This window comes from Zooshikella ganghwensis (assembly GCF_018263875.1).
Classification (GTDB): domain Bacteria; phylum Pseudomonadota; class Gammaproteobacteria; order Pseudomonadales; family Zooshikellaceae; genus Zooshikella; species Zooshikella ganghwensis.
Genome location: NZ_JAEVHG010000003.1, coordinates 239,198 through 256,446 on the forward strand (window position 1 = coordinate 239,198; position 17,249 = coordinate 256,446).

Genomic DNA, 17,249 nt, shown 5'->3' on the forward strand with positions numbered 1-17,249 from the left:
ATCCATAACAAGTAGTTAGATGAGATCCAGCATGGGCTACTGAGAGTCAAGCACACCAGCGCAAGGGACACTTTTTAAATGTGTATCTATTGTAGTTTGATAACGATCACTCATTAACCTGCACTACCAGTCAATAATGCTTGAAAAGCCGGACTATTGTCTTTCAAGCTGGCATATTCTCCTTGGTCGACGATATGACCTTTTTCCATAACCAGCACATAATCGAAAGCAGATGTTTGTTCTATGCGTCCCAATATCCAGCATACACCTTGGTCTTTCATTCGCTTCAAAACACAGTGAATAATATGCCGTTCAGCTCCGAGGTCCAACACACTGGTGGCTTGATTAACAATAAGAAAATTTGGTTTTTTCAACAGTGCGCGCACAATCGCCAATTTCTGTCGTGTGGCTACTGATAAACGAGAACCCGAAGTCCCCACCGAAAAATCCAATCCGTAACACATAATTTGCGCACGTAATTGATACTCCTGCACTAGCTCATCAATGCGCTGACTGATTTCAGTTTGAGCACGCGCCTGACCATATACGATTTTGCCAAATAAAATGTTTTCTTGCAGGGTTAATGCGGCATTATATTCATTCGCATCATACAACTGTAAGTCATGTGCTTCCTTTTGCAGGGCAAGAAATAATTTTTTACGAACCAGCAATAATTTGGTTTTTCGGCTTTCCGTTAGCAGCCCTAAACGGTGACGGGCTGGCACTAACTGGAATAACAGGACCAATAGCATCTCCTGTTGTGTTACTGGCAACTTCAACAGCGAGTCGACACTGGTTTTTGTGAGCAACTGTTTATACTCTGGTAACTCTTCAGATTTAATGAAACTAAAACGCTCAAAGAGGTCACTGCCAGGCTCTACATCGGCAAACAATTCCACCATGATTTTTGCCAGTTCATAACCTACACGAAGGGCTTCACCCATTAAATCAACTTCTTTTAAAGACTGGTGAATCAACGGGTGACGAGCCAGCTTGTTGTAATCTAATGAAATGGTGCGCGATGAACCAAATAAGAGGTTTTCCGCAACAGATAAATTCTCGTTGTATTTATCCCAATCGAAAAACTCGACTAAATCATCCATCTCCGCCGCGTGTAGTGAAGCTCGCAGTGCATGACGAAGCTCAAGCACTGCTGCAGCTAAGTCCGGGTCTTGTTCAGGATCAATATAACTCTGTAAACCATAGTGATAGACATCATCCTGCAGTTGAACTTCTGCAAGCAGGTCCATAACCTCGCTATCAACCTTGTCAACCTGCTGCTGACAATAACAACTTGCATTCTCTGAGGCAGACTCTGGATCAACACCATAATAAAGGTTTTCCCTAATCGTGCCTGCAAAAAAATGTGCATGAGCACCAACATACGCTACATGCTTACTTAATGTCTGCTCATTAAGCAGTTGAATATTTTGACCCGCTAATTCAATACGTCCTGTTTTCGGTTGTAACAAGCGAGATAGCAATTTAGCAAACTCTGTTTTACCACTGCCTTCAGGCCCAACAATAGCGGTATGCTGCTGAGGCAATAATTCAACACTGAGATTATTCACAATATTGACATTACTGTACTCGGCATAGCTGACATTACGGGCCATCAAAGAAAGCTGTTCAACCGGAAGTAATTCAGCTTTACCTGATTGCAAAGCTTCTGGTAGCAAACCTTCAGGGTCAAACTGTTCAATAATTTGTTCGTATTTTATCCGCACATCCTCTTTGGTTTGATAAAACTTCAGCAGCTCCTTCCAGGGTGCATCCAGATCTTGATAGGCAGCAAGTACAGCAATTAACGCACCTAGCGATAACTCACCTTTTATAACGTAGTAACCACCAATGGAGTAAAAGAAAAAGGGTGTGACTTTTGATAAGAAGTTATTAAGGAATTTAATAAAAAACTTCAGTTTGTAGATGCGCAAACGAATCATAAAGATATGTTGCACACGCTCCAGTACATTAGACCGTTCTCGTCCCGCAGCCCCAAACGCATGGATCTCCTGAATACCCGCAATACTGTCACCGATACGATCACCTAGGCGGCGTGCTGCCAGTACACGTTGCTTGCCCAGTTGATTTACTTTAGCTTGTAGTTTTGGAATCACCCACATCTGCAAAGGGTACAAGGCGACAGCCGCCACCCCTAACAGCGCATCCTGATTAAAGATAAAGAACAAATAGGTTATCAATAATCCTCCCTGAAAGGCGGGGAGGGCAAAAGCTTCGCCAATAAAACCACCCAGAGGCTCAGTCTCAGCTGTCACAATAGGAATGATTTCTCCCTGAGAGACTTTTTTAAAATGAGGAATAGGAAAGCGTAAAATACGACTAAAGAGTTCCAGGCGCAGGTCCCGTAACATTCGTTCACCGACAACACCACGATAAACGTTCAGTACATACTTAATGGCACCATTGATAACCACCAGCAGCAAAAATAATCCACTAAGAAAAAACAAATAGCCTAGCTGATCAACTGGGTACCCCATGACAGCATCAGGAATATCTTTGCCATTAATCGCACTATTAATAATATGTTTAGGGACTTCCAATGAGGCATAAACAATAGGAAAAGAAACCAACGTTAACAACAATATGAGAACTTGATCCTTTAGGGTGTGCTTGAGAATGTAGCGATAAATTGATGGCTCCATGCGATACCCACTCAAGGAAAAAAAGAGAGCTTGTTATGGTATACCCTTCATGAAGGGTATAACTACACCTATAGCAGGCTAGCGCACTATATTTAAAAAATGCTTACGCCAATGCTAATGGCCAACACTTGACTTATAAACCACCCTAAGCAAAGTGTCTATGGCTGATCACCACCATCGAAATCAGCCAAGAGGACATGGTATAGTGTGCAACCACTGGATATGTTTACATAGTCTAATCATTAGTTATATGAGCAAATTGCACCACAGTGATATTTATTGCTTGCTTGTAAAAAAACACAGCTAGTGTTGCTAGCATTATCCAAGTTCATGTAAACACAGTCCAAATAGTGAAATTAATGTTGTATTCATCTGTTATTGAGGTAATCGTTTGACAAAATCAATTGCATTGGTTTTGAAAGGGTATCCACGTTTATCAGAAACATTTATTGCGCAAGAAATCCATGCTTTAGAACAGCAAGGATTTGCCATTACCCTGATTTCATTACGCCACCCCACTGATCACACAGTACACCCAATTCATCGTGAAATAAAAGCACCTGTTGTCTATCTTCCAGAGTACTTGCACCACGAGCCGAGACGCGTCATTCGTAGTTTTTGGGCGCAACTGTTTCGGCCACACTTTTGGTCAGTACTACGCCTTTGGTGGCAGGATTATCGCCGTGATCCAACCCGTAATCGAATCCGCCGACTAGGACAGTCATGGGTACTTGCCACAGAGCTACCCCCAGATACACAACAGCTGTATGCCCACTTTATCCACACCCCAGGATCAGTAACACGCTATACCAGCCACCTGACTGGGATTCCCTGGTCAGCTTCGGCGCATGCTAAAGATATCTGGACCACACCTCGCTGGGACCTAACTGACAAACTGGCAGACTTAGCCTGGCTGACAACCTGCACCGAAAGCAACCAGCACTATTTACAGAGCCTCACCCCAGACCCCGAAAAAGTGATGCTGGTTTATCACGGTTTGGACTTTAACCGCTTTCCCATTGTAGCCGAGCCTCGTGAAACAGCACCCTCTGATCAGGTCCAGATTCTGTCAGTAGGTCGTGCCGTACCTAAAAAAGGCTATGATGTAATTTTAGAAGCACTGGCAAAGCTGCCTTCTGAGTTATCTTGGCACTTTACCCATATTGGTCAGGGGCCAGAATTAGCCAAGCTACAAAATCTAGCAGAACAGTTAGGTATAGCCGATAAAGTCACTTGGCTAGGCGCTCAGTCACAGCAAAGGGTACTCAGCCAATACCGCCAAGCAGATATCTTTATCTTAGGCAGTCGCATCACTGAGGATGGCGATCGCGATGGGTTGCCTAACGTGCTAATGGAAGCGCAAAGTCAGCATGTAGCATGCATTGCTACTGCTATTTCTGGCATTCCAGAACTCATCATCGATCAGCAAACGGGGCTGTTAGTGCCACCAGAAGATATCAATGCCACAAGCCAAGCATTGCAGCAGCTAATCACCCAACCAGAATGGCGGCAAACTCTGGCAGAAGCAGGCTATAAGCGTGTTACAAGCCATTTCAGCCTGCAACAGGGGATTGCTACACTAGCCTCATGCTTTGCAGGCTCTTGTAAGTCATGACCTCGTCAACAGCAAACCGTTCTGTTGCGTTTTATGCTCCCCTTAAAGCACCCAACTACCCAACGCCATCAGGTGATCAAAAGATTGCTCAGCACTTCTGGCAATGTCTACAACTCTGTGGTTGGATGCCTGAGTTAGCCAGCCAGCTCCGTAGCTTTAGTCGGGAAGGTGACCTGCAACACCAAAAGCGCCTGGCTCGACTGGGTAAGTGGCAAGCCAACAAACTTATCAGGCGCTATCTTCGCCTACCCGAAGCTCAACGCCCAAAGTGCTGGTTTACCTATCACCTTTACCATAAAGCCCCTGACTGGCTAGGCCCTCGTGTCAGCCGTACCCTCAGCATTCCTTATGTTATTGCTGAAGCTTCTGTTGCTGAAAAACAGCGTTATGGACCTTGGCGCCATAACTTTAGAGCAACACTGGCAGCACTGCACCAAGCCGATGCGGTTATCAGCCTGAATCCGAAAGACCTGCCGGGAATTCAGCCATACTGCCATGCCGTTGATGTGAGTCACTACCTGCCACCCTTTATGGCTATCCCCCCACAAGACAATATCGCCAGATCGATCCTTCGCCAGCAACTAGCCCAGCAATACCCTATCCCTGAGCATCAGCCTTGGTTGTTATCGGTCGCTATGGTCCGACCAGGCGACAAGCTCGCGTCATATCGCTATCTCTTGCACTGCCTTCAGACGTTAACCGATTTACCCTGGCAGTGGATTGTTATTGGTGAAGGCCAAGCCCTTACTCAGCTGCAAAAGGAGACTAGCGATTTGAGCCACCGAGTGCACTGGTTGGGTAAACTTACGACCGAGCAGATTACACCCTGGCTTAGAGCCTGTGACCTGATGGCTTGGCCGGCGATCAATGAAGCCTTAGGCATGGCTATTTTAGAGGCGCAAATGCACGGCCTACCGGTCATCACAGGTGCAACCCCTGGTGTTTGCAGCCTCTTTGCTGATTCACCCAATAAGCGCGGTGGCTTCATTATTCCTCAACAACAGCCAGATACCTTCAAGCAAGGGTTATTTAAATTACTCACCCAACCTAGCCTGCGGCAGCAATTAAGTCATCATGCCCAACAGTGGAGTCATCAACACCATAGTCTGCTCGCGGCAGCAAACAAATTGAACCAGTGGTTAACACCTCTGATAGGAAAAGCAGATTAATGCTCACGATTTATTGTTTACGCCACGGTACAACAGAGTGGAATCAACAGCGCCGGATTCAAGGCCGGCAAGATACCGTTCTACTGCCAGAAGAAGTATCCCGACTACAACACTTGGAGCTGGCGCTCGCCTGGAAGCAACTTGACTGGTATAGCAGTCCACTGATGCGGGCCCAGCAAACGGTCCAAGCACTCGGTATGAACTATCAAACACTAGAACCCTGGCAGGAAATGGACTGGGGATGTTGGGAAGGGCAGACCTTAGCTAACCTACGACAACAACATCCAGAGGAACTGATATATCAAGAGCAACGAGGCATTCATTTACACCCTGCTCAAGGCGAAAGTCCCTATCAGGTACTACAGCGAATTACACAATGGGCAGCCCAGGAAAATACCCAACAATTAACGCATTCTCCAAAAGTCATAGTGACCCATAAAGGCGTCATTCGTCCCTTGCTCGCGGCCGCTACAGGTTGGCTCATGTTGGACAAATATCCAACGCGGCTAAATTGGCAGCGTGCTCATGGCTTTACCTGGAGTCCTGCTCAAGGCTGGCAGTTGAAGTCACTGAACATTCCGCTTACTCAGCCGCCATTAGAGGTCTGAGGGTATCGCAAAAGGTTCGGCAAGTCAGTGACTTTACAAGCGGCGATTGGGTGAAAATAACGCCATAGGTGACTGCCATCGGACGGTTACTTGTTCTTCAATCCAGGGCAAAAAAGTATTTAAAAACAGCCAGCATTTATCATCATGAGCCAAGTGGTGGGTCATTAAACCGATAGGTGTTGGCAACTCATCCGGGGTTGTTGCTGCGCGCTGCTGCTGCAAAACCCGCAGCCACTGCCCAAGAACCTGTCCTGTCCCCGCAAACTGTCGGGTTCTCCAGTTAATAATGTCGATATGTACATTGGCCACTTTAAGTCCTGGTACAGCACTTGCCGGTCCCAGCCCTGACCACCCCCAGTAGCCCCAGGCCGGTAGGTGAACAACCAAGTCACTCCGCATTCGGTTCCAAGGTGGTACCAAAACAGGTAAAAACTGGTCACCCAATAGCCCCGCCAAGTATGTAGCGCCACTTTGCAGCTCCTTGGCAATCACCGCTAATGGTCGATCCTCATCAAGCTCACACTTCTTCCGGGTAGACGGTGCAAAGTTCTTATGACGATAACCATGCTGTAAAACCCAGCAGTTAGCTTCTGACTGTAAGCGCCGGGCAAGCGTGTTGGTTGCACCTGCCGGGATAACCGCCAAAGCCAGTGTGCTACTGTACTGCTGGCGATTGATCTTAAGTAAACGGTCAAGAGCTGGCGTGTAGGTTTGTGCATCATCATCTCGCCACCAAAGAGGAACCCCACCAAACTGTTGCTGCCAGTGTTCCAGCTCAATGGTTAATGCCCGCCACAACGCGGGAGCCTCATCAAGCAAACTACTCATTCAACCACCGTTTGATAAAGTTCACTGTTTGCCATTGTCCACCTAACTTAATGGGAGAAGGAAGTGACTTGGGGTTTAGACTGACGGCGTTATCTATACATTGGGCCAGTCCCTGGGGAGACAACTGTTCAGGTTGTGCATAGTGACAGTACCCAGCAGCCGCTAATCGTTGAGCGCGAAGCAGTTGTTCCGTTTCATCCGCATTGGAAAAGGGTAAAAGTAATGCGGGACACTGGGCGACTAAAACATCCATCACGGTATTATAGCCAGCCTGAGAGATTGACAGGCCTGACGCGGCGAGTAAGGATACAAAATCATCTCGCAGCCCTTCAACCTGAATGTCACCAAGTCCAGCTTCCTTATCCGCCTCAGCAAGTGCTTGCTGGAGCCGATGGCTACTCCGAGGCCCAAGTAAAAAGCGCCAAGACCAGCTGGCAACTGATGAGTAGGGACGAGCCGCCAGTAAGTCCATCATCATCTGCTCAGCCACAGCACCACTGCCAGCAGATACAACCACCTGTCGCTGAGGTGCCACACTCACCTGGCTATCATGTTCTGGTCCAACATAGCCTGTGTAGTATAGCTGCGATGAGACCCGTTCCGCGGCTGGAAAGGTCTCCTGTAAAGCAATGAAATTTTCATCACCATGTACGAGTACTGCATCAAAATACTGTTGTAACTGATCAACAACCCAATCTTGACGCTGAGGATCCCGTACAAACTTGTCTACCAAGATGTCTCGCAACGAACACATAACCTTGCATGCATCACCCGCTTTAAGCTCTGCCAGAATAGGGGTAAGCTCATGCCGAAATGCCCGACGACCAAAAGGATACATTTCAACCAAAAAAACATCTGGCAATGTTTGCTTAATCGTCTCTCTCAATACGTGTTGTCGTTGTTGCCAGTAATCTGCCGAAACTGACTGTCCATCAGCCGTTACTAGCTCACTGAATGAGGCATCTGGCACTTTAATCGGCGGTAGCTGAACCCAGTGACACCCTTCAAACAAAGATTGGCCTACTGACTCGCCACCGGCTACAACAGTGACCTTAAACCCTGACTGCACACAAGCTGCCGCTAGCCGAGCAAAACGATACAAGTGACCCACTCCCAGCAGGTGCTGGCAATACATCAAAATATGGTGACGCATTACCCCTCCACCTTATTGAGTTGCTCCACTTGGTGCTGACCCAGTAATGTAAGGAAACGCTTGGCTATCCGTTCCTGTCCAGTCAGTAGCCCATTGACTTGATTTTCTTTAAGTGGAGGCTGACAAAACAGTTGCTGTAATGCCTGAACCATACACTCAGTAGAGTCATCCTCTTCAAGATCCAGTACCTTGACTAGCCCCAACGCTTCAGCTTGTGTCGCACGAATAAACTGCTCCAGGCGGGGTTTTTTTCGTGGTACAAGTAACGCTGGTTTGCGCAGGGATAGAATTTCACAAAAAGTGTTATAACCTCCCATTGCTACGACAGCGGCGGCATTCGCCATAAGCGCTTCAATATGTCGATCAAACGTGTGGATAATGACCTGGGGTAAGCTTACCGCACGCCGTTCAAACTGCTCACGCTCTGCCGCCCCCATAAAGGGACCAAGAATAATGACAGCTGCAGCAGGAAGATTGCTGGATGACTCATAGGCGCGCAAAACCCAATCCACCATTTCAACGCCATCACCGCCACCACCTGGAGTGACTAAGAGGTAACGATCTGGAAGGGCGCTTAAATCAAGTTCAGCTGTTTTCGGCACATGACGTGCCAGATAACCGGTAAAATACAAGCGCGGGTCAACTGGCTCAGGAAACTCAATACCAGTCAATGGACTCCCCATTGATGCTGGGCCATAGACCCAAATATCATCATACAAATCAAGCAGTTTGGGAGGAATGCCTTTTTGCTGCCACTCATCTGCTAGCCACTGAGGATCATCCATCACATCGCGCAGCCCTAGAACCGTTTTCACACCAATCTCTCGAAGTACACGTAGTGTTGGTTCAACCTCACCTTTAAGTCCCAGTGGCTCCTTATCCACCAGAAATACATCAGGTTGAAAGCTCAAAGCAGTATGCTGAATGATCGCTTTACGAATATCCAATGTCTGCTGTATATCAATATGCAAACCAAGTGATGTGTATTCACCATTGTAGAGTTTAATCACGCCGGGGATTCGTACATAGTCAACCCTGGCTCTAAACTCAAAGCGACCAATAATGGGCGAGCCTGAAACTATTAAAACTGACAGACCTTTAAACCGCTTCACCAACGCATGAGCAATCGTTCTACAGCGGCGTAAATGCCCTAAACCATATGTATCATGACTATAAATCAACAGACGTGCATTGTTCAGTCTAACCTGAGCCATGGGTCCTCTCAGTGATTATGCGTATACCGCAAATTAGACATCAAGCGCGGTATAATCACGGTTTTTGGGACTAATATAATGCCCTTGCAACACCTAGTGGTGCAATAAAGCTACTAGTTTCTCACGGAAAAATGGCAAACTATAATGCAACACCCGGCGTATTGGTAGACTGTTGGCCTTGAAGAAACTGCTGAAGCGTATGAATTTGTAAAGGTTCTGCCACGCCTCGTACACTGTAGCTACCCAGAAAAACAGTGGGCTCTGTTACTTTCTCTGCAAATTCGGCGGTCAAAAGTAGATCAATACCTAATGTTTTTGTCAGTTCTTCAAGTCGAGCTGTCCGGTTAACGGCGGGCCCCATCACAGTAAAATCCAAACGTGAAAGTGAACCCACATTGCCATACACCACTTCCCCCATATGGAGTCCCACCCCAAACTCCAAGACGGGTAATCCCTTGGCGACTAAGTCTTTATTCAGCTGTTGTAACTGATTGTTCGCATCAATTGCCGCCTTTAGTACAGCAGAACAAGCCTTGGTTACTGACCCCAGCGCTTCAGTGGTAAAGACAATCAGCATGGCATCACCAATAAAGCGTAAAACCTCACCACCACGCCGAGTGACCGCATTCGTTACCACTTCAAAATAAGTGTTGACCAGCTGCAGCATAGGCTCTGTGGATAGAGACTCTGTCAGCTCGGTAAAATTGCGCAAATCGCTGTACCACAGTGCACACTCAATAAGTTCAGAATCACCACGCTTAACCCGGCCTTTTAATATTTTCTGGCCTGTTCTAGGTCCAACATAAGTATTTAATAGCGAGCGAATAATACTTCGGGCAGAAAAGACTTCGAGTACTGGCAGCAAGTACAGCAATAAAGCTCGCCACTTTTTTAAATCTTCGGAGGAAAAGCCTTCGGGATGGTCACTGGCAATAATAAATGCATTCACCGATTGATCGGAAAACTGTAGTGGGAAAGCGACGTAGTCTGTAATCCCCTGTACCTTGAGTTCTTTGAGCACAGAATGCGCCTTTCGAGGCAAGTCACTTATAAGTGAATAGCGTACCATTCGTCCTTGTTCTCGCACCTCTTCAATAGGGCTTCCTCGATAGGAAGGGGTGCTATCAATGCCATGTGCAGGGGCAAATACTTCAATTTCATCTTGATCACGCCACCAGGTATAGGCACGCCCAGTAATCTCTGGGTCAATGGTATTAAGCGTAATGCGGATACGCGCAACATCCGCTCCAGCTCTTAGCAAATGGGCGGCTAAACACTTTAAGAAAAGGGCAGGGTCAGTAACCGCACGACCTGAAGTCAACAGCCAGCTCACTGTTTCTGAAATACACCAGCCATCAAACCCACCCCACAAAACCTCTTGCCATATCTCATGTTTATTGGATGCCACAGGCGTTGACTCATTTTTTGTTGAATGACGTGTCTCTACTTTAACCCTATTAAGTCTTAGTCCCCTCATGCACCATAATCCAGTCAGGGGCTACACTTTTTTCTATTGGCAAGTCATTGCTTGCTAAAAAGGCAACAGTGGTGTCGCCAAACCTGAGGAACATTCATTGTATATACCCCGGATTCGACAACTTCCTAAACGCATTCTGTACGCTGTTAGCCAACAGCAGGCTGAAAGTGAGCGAGTGATTGCATGGGTAGAACTTGTTATTGTGTTACTGTTTATCCTGCTTTATAGCAGCTCCCCCAAAACATTTACCCGCCAACATAGTATTTTTAACTTTACAGAATGGCAGAGTGACTGCTGTACACTATGGGAACTCATTCAGTCAGAGCCTGTTCCTTGGGCGCTAGGCATTTATCTTATTTTTTCAGCCCTTCGCCTAGCATTAGTTTATCGTCATCCTAGCCATAACTGGCATGCCTATCTCGCCATTTTTATGGACTTCGCTCTGCTTTACTGTCTAATTTGGAGCTTTCATATTCAGTATATGCAACCTGCTGCTTTTTATTTAAAAGCCCCCACAATGTTGTATGTTTTCATTTTTATTGCCATTCGAGCCTTGCGCTTCGAGCGACGTTTTGTGCTGTTTTCTGGGCTATGTGCTGCAACCGGCTGGCTTTTGCTCATGCTTTATGCGCTATACCACGATTCAACCCAGAACCTTATGACGCGTAATTATGTGGAATACCTGACGTCTAATACTATTTTAGTCGGTGCAGAGCTAGACAAAATTATCACTATCGTCTGTGTCACTTTGATTCTGGCAATAGCCATAGGGCGTGGTCGCCACTTATTAATTGAAGCCGTCTTTGAAAGCAGCACGGTGCAAGATTTATCTCGTTTTGTGCCAGAAACTGTCGTAGAAAACCTGTCAACCAGTGAGGAACGTTTACAGGCAGGTAATGGAGAAGTGAAAGAGGCAACCCTACTATTCACAGATATCGAGGGATTCACTAGCCTCAGTGAAAACTTACCTCCCGAGCAGCTCATACAAGTGTTAAATGACTATTTCAGTATTATTGCTGAACCCTTAAAGCGCTATGGTGGCACTATTAACCAGTTCCAAGGGGATGCTATTTTAGCTTCATTCAATATTCCAATTTCTGCAGCAACCCACGCGGCTAATGCCATTCAAGCGGCCCTGGCCATTCCTGAGGCACTCACTATTGGTGATATTACCTTACGAACGCGCATAGGTATTAATACTGGGAGGGTAGTGGGTGGATTGATAGGTACTAGCGACCGACTGACATATACCGTCCATGGTGAAGCTGTCAATCTTGCTGCCCGGCTTGAAGCTCTTAACAAAGATTATGGCACCAGACTGCTCATCACTGAGTCAACAAGGCTATCGGCTGGTGAAGAAGCATTTGTGTATCAGCAAGTAGATAAAATTAAAGCCCGCGGATTAACACATAGCACTGAAATTTATACTGTTAGACTGAAGCAAACCCCATAAGCGATCGAAACACTATTAAAGAAAATGTTTAAGGGGCTGCTTGCTCTTGAGAGCTCAGCCGGCCTTGCTTTACTTCGAGAATAAAACGTTCAAGATTTTGCTTAGCCTGTTTGCCATAGCATTTTTCAAAATAATCCGTATAAAAAAACCGTGGCCTTTTTAATAAAGCCGTGAAAAAGGCAATTTGGCGCTGATAGTACTCGTTATCACAGAGAGGGCTCTCTGCACGAACATTCATGGTATCACGCAAAAACTCTGGCCAGGGCAGGGCAATACTGGATAAATCAATATCCACAATAAAACGACCATCATGGGTTTTGGGGGGAGCCTTATGGGTAGTATCCATAATCAGCTGACGGACTTTACCGTTATAGAGCTCACTCAAGCGCTTACAGCTACACTCACTAAAATACTCAGAGCTTTGCAGCTCATTATCCTGCGCACCACACTCATAAATCACGTCATGAAACCATAATGCAAGCTCTACCGCATCGGGATCATCCAGCTCAGCTTTGACCTTATCAAATTGCGCTAAGCAAAAAGTGATATGCTCTGCGGAGTGGTAGTGCCGCTCGATAGAGTCATAATAAGAATAGAGTCGATTAAAAATCGCCTCAGCTTCCTCATAATCGGAATCAACCACCCGGCGCCATAAATCAACAAACCGCTCTCGATTCATGCACACTCCCTCAAGAATAGCCTACATTACTATTGTAGTAGCTGTACCTGTAGGACTTCATATTGATGCTGAGCTTCAGCAATTTTACGACTCAGTTGACGCATGACATCCAGTGCCACATCAGGGTTCTCAGTCAACAGTTTTAAAAACAGATCGGAGCTTATTTTCAGCATTTGCACAGGTCCCTTTGCACGAATTGTTGCTGAACGGGGCTGATTAGTAATCACCGCCATTTCACCAATCAATGCATTTTTACCGCGGACCGCATTAACCACTTCTCCTGCGCTTGTATTTGAAACTACTTCCACTTCACCTGACATGACGACATAAGCACCATCAGGCGACTCACTTTGGTGAAAAATAATTTCCTTATCCCTATAGCACAATGCTTCACTGGTGAATGCCAATAGCCTGAGCTTGTTCTTATCCAGCTTGGCAAACATTGGCACGTGACTTAGCAAGTCAACTTCCTCATTAATATCCACGTGCAAACCCTCGATCATTATTGTTGTCGTCAGTGCTCAACGCTACCATAACCCAATAACCACAACCCTCGCAAGCACCTGCCCCTACGTATATAAGGATATACGTCACTTATTAACATAACCTAATTTTTATAACTTAGTTGCAGGTAATTATTGCAAGGCTCGAAGAAAATTTTGGCAACACAACCTGTTTTAAAAAAAAGCTATAACAAATAATATGCGATTATAAGTAGGAAAAAAGTATGATGGGATATACCCATTTCTCGAAGGATATACTATTAATAGGCAATAGATTATGTATTTATAGCCATAGTACGTTTTTTTGATGGTACTTTTTTTTGATGGCTAGCATGACAAGGAATAACACCGAATGGATCAGGATATCCACTTAACAACATACAGCCCTATCGACAATAGCCTTTATGTTGAACGCCCATTTGCAGAGCCTCGCCAAATAACCGCCATTGTCGACCGCCTGCATAATGCTCAGCAGGGTTGGCGATCACTGGCTTTACCTGAAAAAATACAGCTGTGTATTGCTGCATTGACCCGGTTACAAAGTCAGCAGCATGAAATAGCAGAAGAAATCTGCTGGCAAATAGGGCGTCCAATTACCCATGCCGGAGAGGAAATAAGAACCTTTACCGAACGCTGTAGCTATTTACTACAAATTGCTGAGGAGTCACTGGCCCCCTTGCCAATTTCTGGTGATACCGCACTCATTCGCTATATTAAGCGCGTTCCCCTGGGAACAGTACTTATCATTAGCGGCTGTCATTACCCTTATTTGAATTTAGCCAATACCCTCATTCCTGCCTTACTTGCGGGTAATACAGTATTGCTATGCCACTCTCACCAAGCGCCTTTGTGCGCTGAGCGACTGGTTGCTGCTTTTAAAGAGGAGGGGATACCTGATGGTGTGCTGGAGTATTTGCATATCACAACAGACCAAACTTGTGAGCTGATTGCTTCTAACCAAATTGACTATGTCTGTTATACCGACCAGTACGGGGCCAATCCTGCCATAAGCCAGCAGCTGGTAGCGTCAGCCAAACCCTGTTACCTAGAGCTCAGCGGCAAAGATCCTGCTTACATTCGCCATGATGCCGACCTTAACTACACCGTACCTCAGGTCATGGATGGGGCTTTTTATAACGCAGGTCAGTCAAACTGTGCCGTAGAACGTATTTATGTCCATCATACTTTGTATAAAGCCGTGCAAGAAAAAGTCAGCCGCTGGGTAAAACAGCTGGTTCTAGACCGTCCCGACTTACCCGAAACCACCCTGGGGCCACTCGTTAATCAAACTGCCGCCAATCATGTCCGCAATCAGCTCAAACTCGCACTAAAACAAGGAGCAACGCCCTTAATTGATCCTAACCACTTTCAAAATGCAGCACCTCACTCACCCTATGTTGCCCCTCAAGTGCTTACAAACGTGCAGCAAAGTATGGCTATCATGCAACAACCTACCCAAGGACCACTGGTCACTATCACCCCCGTAAATTACGATGCCGAAGCCATCGCCTTGATGAATGACTGTCAGTTTGGCTGCTCTGCGGGTATTTTTACTGAAGATATTGAGTCAGTTGAACTGATAGGAGAGCGCCTCAATACAGGTACGATTTATATGAACCGCTGTGACCTGGTTGACCCAGCATTAAGTTGGCGAGGCTGTAAGCAGTCAGGCATAGGTTCGTCGTTATCTAGAACTGGCTTTGATCAGTTAACACGACCAAAGTCGTTTTATTTGCAAGCCGCCAGCGGCAGCAAAACCAGTGGACATTGGATGCTAAAGGTTGCCAATTAAATATACCCTCCCTTAAACAGCTGAAAGCAGCCTAATTCAGGGGAGGGGATGATTAACAATTTAAAATATATTACATATTGGGGTAATTAGGGCCACCACCGGCTTCTGGCGTTACCCAATTGATATTTTGGGCAGGGTCCTTAATATCACAGGTTTTACAATGTACGCAGTTTTGTGCACTGATCTGAAACTCTGGCTGGCCCTGATCATTTTCTATCACTTCATAAACACCTGCAGGACAATAACGCTGCGCAGGTTCTGCATATTTCGGTAAGTTTTCACTGATTGGAATAGTCATATCTGCCAGCTGAAGATGGCTTGGCTGGTTCTCTTCATGGTTGGTAAAAGATAAGTAAACCGAGCTGAGCTTATCAAACGTCAGTGTATTGTCCGGCTTAGGATAGTTTAACGGTTTAGCATCAGCGGCAAGCTTAAGGGTCGCATGATCCGGCTTGGCATCTTTCAAGGTAAAAGGCAATTTGCCACGCATAATATTTAAATCAAAAAAAGCAAATGCAGCACCTACAATATTGCCAAACTTATGCATTGCTGGCCCAAAGTTACGTTGCTCATGCAACTCATCATGTAACCATGAAGCTGCAAAGGCACGTTCATAGTCATCCAGAGTATCACCTTGTCGACCTTGGTCAATTGCCGTAAATACTGCTTCTGCTGCCAACATACCAGACTTCATCGCAGTATGAGTGCCTTTGATCTTCGCATAATTCAGTGTTCCTGCATCACATCCAATCAACACTCCGCCAGGAAATACCATTTTAGGCAGCGCTTGGGGACCGCCCTTGGTTATGGCCCGAGCACCATAAGAGACGCGCTTGCCACCTTCTAAATAATGCCGAATGACTGGATGTAATTTATGACGTTGAAATTCATCAAAGGGACTGACATAGGGGTTGCTGTAGCAGAGGTCAGTAATCAAACCTAACGCTACCTGGTTATTTTCTAAATGATATAAAAAAGTCCCACCTAAACTACCTGACTCACGCAATGGCCAACCTGTCGTATGTACTACTAATCCTGGTTCATGTTTTTCTGCAGGAATATCCCATAACTCTTTGATACCTATACCATAATGCTGGGGCGTTTTATCTGCATCAAGGTTATACTTAGCAATCAACGCTTTACCTAAATGCCCCCGGCAGCCTTCAGCAAACAGCGTATATTTTGCCTTTAGCTCCATCCCCGGCATATAACTATCTTTGGGCTGTCCATCACTGCCAACTCCCATATCTCCGGTAATCACACCCTGCACATTACCTTGCTCATCATAAAGCACTTCAGCGGCAGCAAAACCAGGGAATATTTCTACACCCAGGTTTTCCGCCTGCTCAGCCAGCCAGCGACAAAGATTACCCAGACTCACAATGTAATTACCTTCATTGTGCATTGGACGAGGTACTAACAGGTTGGGTATTTTTATACTCTTTTCTTCATTTGGCAGGACATAAATATCATCCCGCAAGACTTTTGTATTGAGAGGCGCACCACGCTGAGCCCAGTCAGGAAACAGCTCATCCAGTGCCGTGCTTTCAATAACAGCCCCAGATAGAATATGCGCCCCCACTTCAGAACCTTTTTCTACTACACATACCGTGATTTCCCGCTCTTGTTGCTGAGCTAATTGCATTAGTCGACAAGCGGAAGATAATCCTGCTGGACCAGCACCTACAATAACAACATCGAATTCCATCGATTCTCGTTGCACGGCTTATCTCCTCTAGGTAGGCGATTATAAGTAACTCGCTGTATTTATATGTTTATTAGTACTTTTTTATAAGTACGTTTTTACTTATAAATTTGTTGTTTTTAGTCTTAGTGAATAGGTTTATGTGTCGTATAAACTGACATAAAACGATCATTTACCCAAACATCTAAGGCTAATTAATCCAGTGATGTGAAAAAGTATATTTTTTTCGCATTTTAAACACTTGTTTGATTTTTGTCTAATAAGCGCGTAGTTTATGGCAATCAGCATACGACCTTGGATCAACGTACAGCTCATCTGTGCATAGGCTACTTTCTCATGGTTATTGACATCACGGCATAAGGCCATGGAATGATAATGAGAAATAGCCAG

At 45.7% G+C, this 17,249-nt stretch carries 13 protein-coding genes; 5 read left to right on the forward strand and 8 right to left on the reverse strand.

Annotated features, from left to right (window positions below):
• Positions 1–113: 113 nt before the first annotated feature.
• Entirely contained in the window at positions 114–2,663 is a 2,550-nt protein-coding gene (locus KHS79_RS07055; protein WP_094787472.1) for an ABC transporter ATP-binding protein, read from the reverse strand.
• Positions 2,664–3,054: 391 nt separating this feature from the next.
• On the opposite strand from KHS79_RS07055, the gene KHS79_RS07060 reads away from it, so the two are divergent.
• From KHS79_RS07060 to KHS79_RS07070, 3 genes are read left to right on the forward strand one after another with little or no spacing between them, the layout of a single operon-like run.
• Entirely contained in the window at positions 3,055–4,278 is a 1,224-nt protein-coding gene (locus KHS79_RS07060; RefSeq protein WP_212717855.1) for a glycosyltransferase family 4 protein, read from the forward strand.
• The gene (locus KHS79_RS07065; protein WP_212717863.1) at positions 4,275–5,447 is read left to right on the forward strand and encodes a glycosyltransferase family 4 protein; all 1,173 of its coding nucleotides are present in this window, start codon (positions 4,275–4,277) and stop codon (positions 5,445–5,447) included. The genes KHS79_RS07060 and KHS79_RS07065 overlap by 4 nt, the downstream gene beginning before the upstream one ends.
• Positions 5,447–6,055 (forward strand): histidine phosphatase family protein, encoded by a 609-nt coding sequence (locus KHS79_RS07070; protein ID WP_212717865.1) that lies wholly within the window; start codon positions 5,447–5,449, stop codon positions 6,053–6,055. The genes KHS79_RS07065 and KHS79_RS07070 overlap by 1 nt, the downstream gene beginning before the upstream one ends.
• A gap of 33 nt (positions 6,056–6,088) precedes the next feature.
• Here KHS79_RS07070 and KHS79_RS07075 read toward each other — a convergent pair whose 3' ends face one another.
• The 4 genes from KHS79_RS07075 to KHS79_RS07090 all read right to left on the reverse strand — a co-directional run bounded on the left by KHS79_RS07075 (position 6,089) and on the right by KHS79_RS07090 (position 10,658).
• Positions 6,089–6,883, reverse strand: a complete 795-nt coding sequence (locus tag KHS79_RS07075; protein ID WP_212717867.1) for a polysaccharide deacetylase family protein — start codon at positions 6,881–6,883, stop codon at positions 6,089–6,091.
• Positions 6,876–8,036 (reverse strand): glycosyltransferase family protein, encoded by a 1,161-nt coding sequence (locus KHS79_RS07080; protein WP_212717869.1) that lies wholly within the window; start codon positions 8,034–8,036, stop codon positions 6,876–6,878. The genes KHS79_RS07075 and KHS79_RS07080 overlap by 8 nt, the downstream gene beginning before the upstream one ends.
• Positions 8,036–9,250 carry a glycosyltransferase family protein gene (locus KHS79_RS07085; RefSeq protein ID WP_212717870.1) on the reverse strand — a complete coding sequence of 405 codons (1,215 nt, stop codon included), beginning with the start codon at positions 9,248–9,250 and terminating at the stop codon, positions 8,036–8,038. Before KHS79_RS07085 ends, KHS79_RS07080 begins: the two co-directional genes overlap by 1 nt.
• A 139-nt stretch (positions 9,251–9,389) precedes the next feature.
• Entirely contained in the window at positions 9,390–10,658 is a 1,269-nt protein-coding gene (locus KHS79_RS07090; protein ID WP_212717871.1) for an adenylate/guanylate cyclase domain-containing protein, read from the reverse strand.
• Positions 10,659–10,824: 166 nt separating this feature from the next.
• Between KHS79_RS07090 and KHS79_RS07095 the strand changes: the two genes are divergently transcribed.
• Entirely contained in the window at positions 10,825–12,180 is a 1,356-nt protein-coding gene (locus KHS79_RS07095) for an adenylate/guanylate cyclase domain-containing protein (RefSeq protein ID WP_212717872.1), read from the forward strand.
• A 28-nt stretch (positions 12,181–12,208) separates the two neighbouring features.
• Here KHS79_RS07095 and KHS79_RS07100 read toward each other — a convergent pair whose 3' ends face one another.
• Positions 12,209–12,859, reverse strand: coding sequence for an HD domain-containing protein (locus tag KHS79_RS07100; protein WP_212717877.1), 651 nt, complete (start codon positions 12,857–12,859; stop codon positions 12,209–12,211).
• A 29-nt stretch (positions 12,860–12,888) separates the two neighbouring features.
• Complete coding sequence (locus KHS79_RS25820; protein ID WP_051311285.1) at positions 12,889–13,344, reverse strand: cyclic nucleotide-binding domain-containing protein; 456 nt, start codon at positions 13,342–13,344, stop codon at positions 12,889–12,891.
• Between the two features lie 370 nt (positions 13,345–13,714).
• On the opposite strand from KHS79_RS25820, the gene KHS79_RS07110 reads away from it, so the two are divergent.
• Entirely contained in the window at positions 13,715–15,154 is a 1,440-nt protein-coding gene (locus KHS79_RS07110) for an aldehyde dehydrogenase family protein (protein WP_212717879.1), read from the forward strand.
• Between the two features lie 70 nt (positions 15,155–15,224).
• On the opposite strand, the gene KHS79_RS07115 is transcribed toward KHS79_RS07110, so the two are convergent.
• A complete protein-coding gene (locus KHS79_RS07115) occupies positions 15,225–16,877 on the reverse strand; it encodes an electron transfer flavoprotein-ubiquinone oxidoreductase (protein ID WP_212717881.1) in 1,653 nt (550 codons plus the stop codon).
• Positions 16,878–17,249 lie beyond the last annotated feature (372 nt).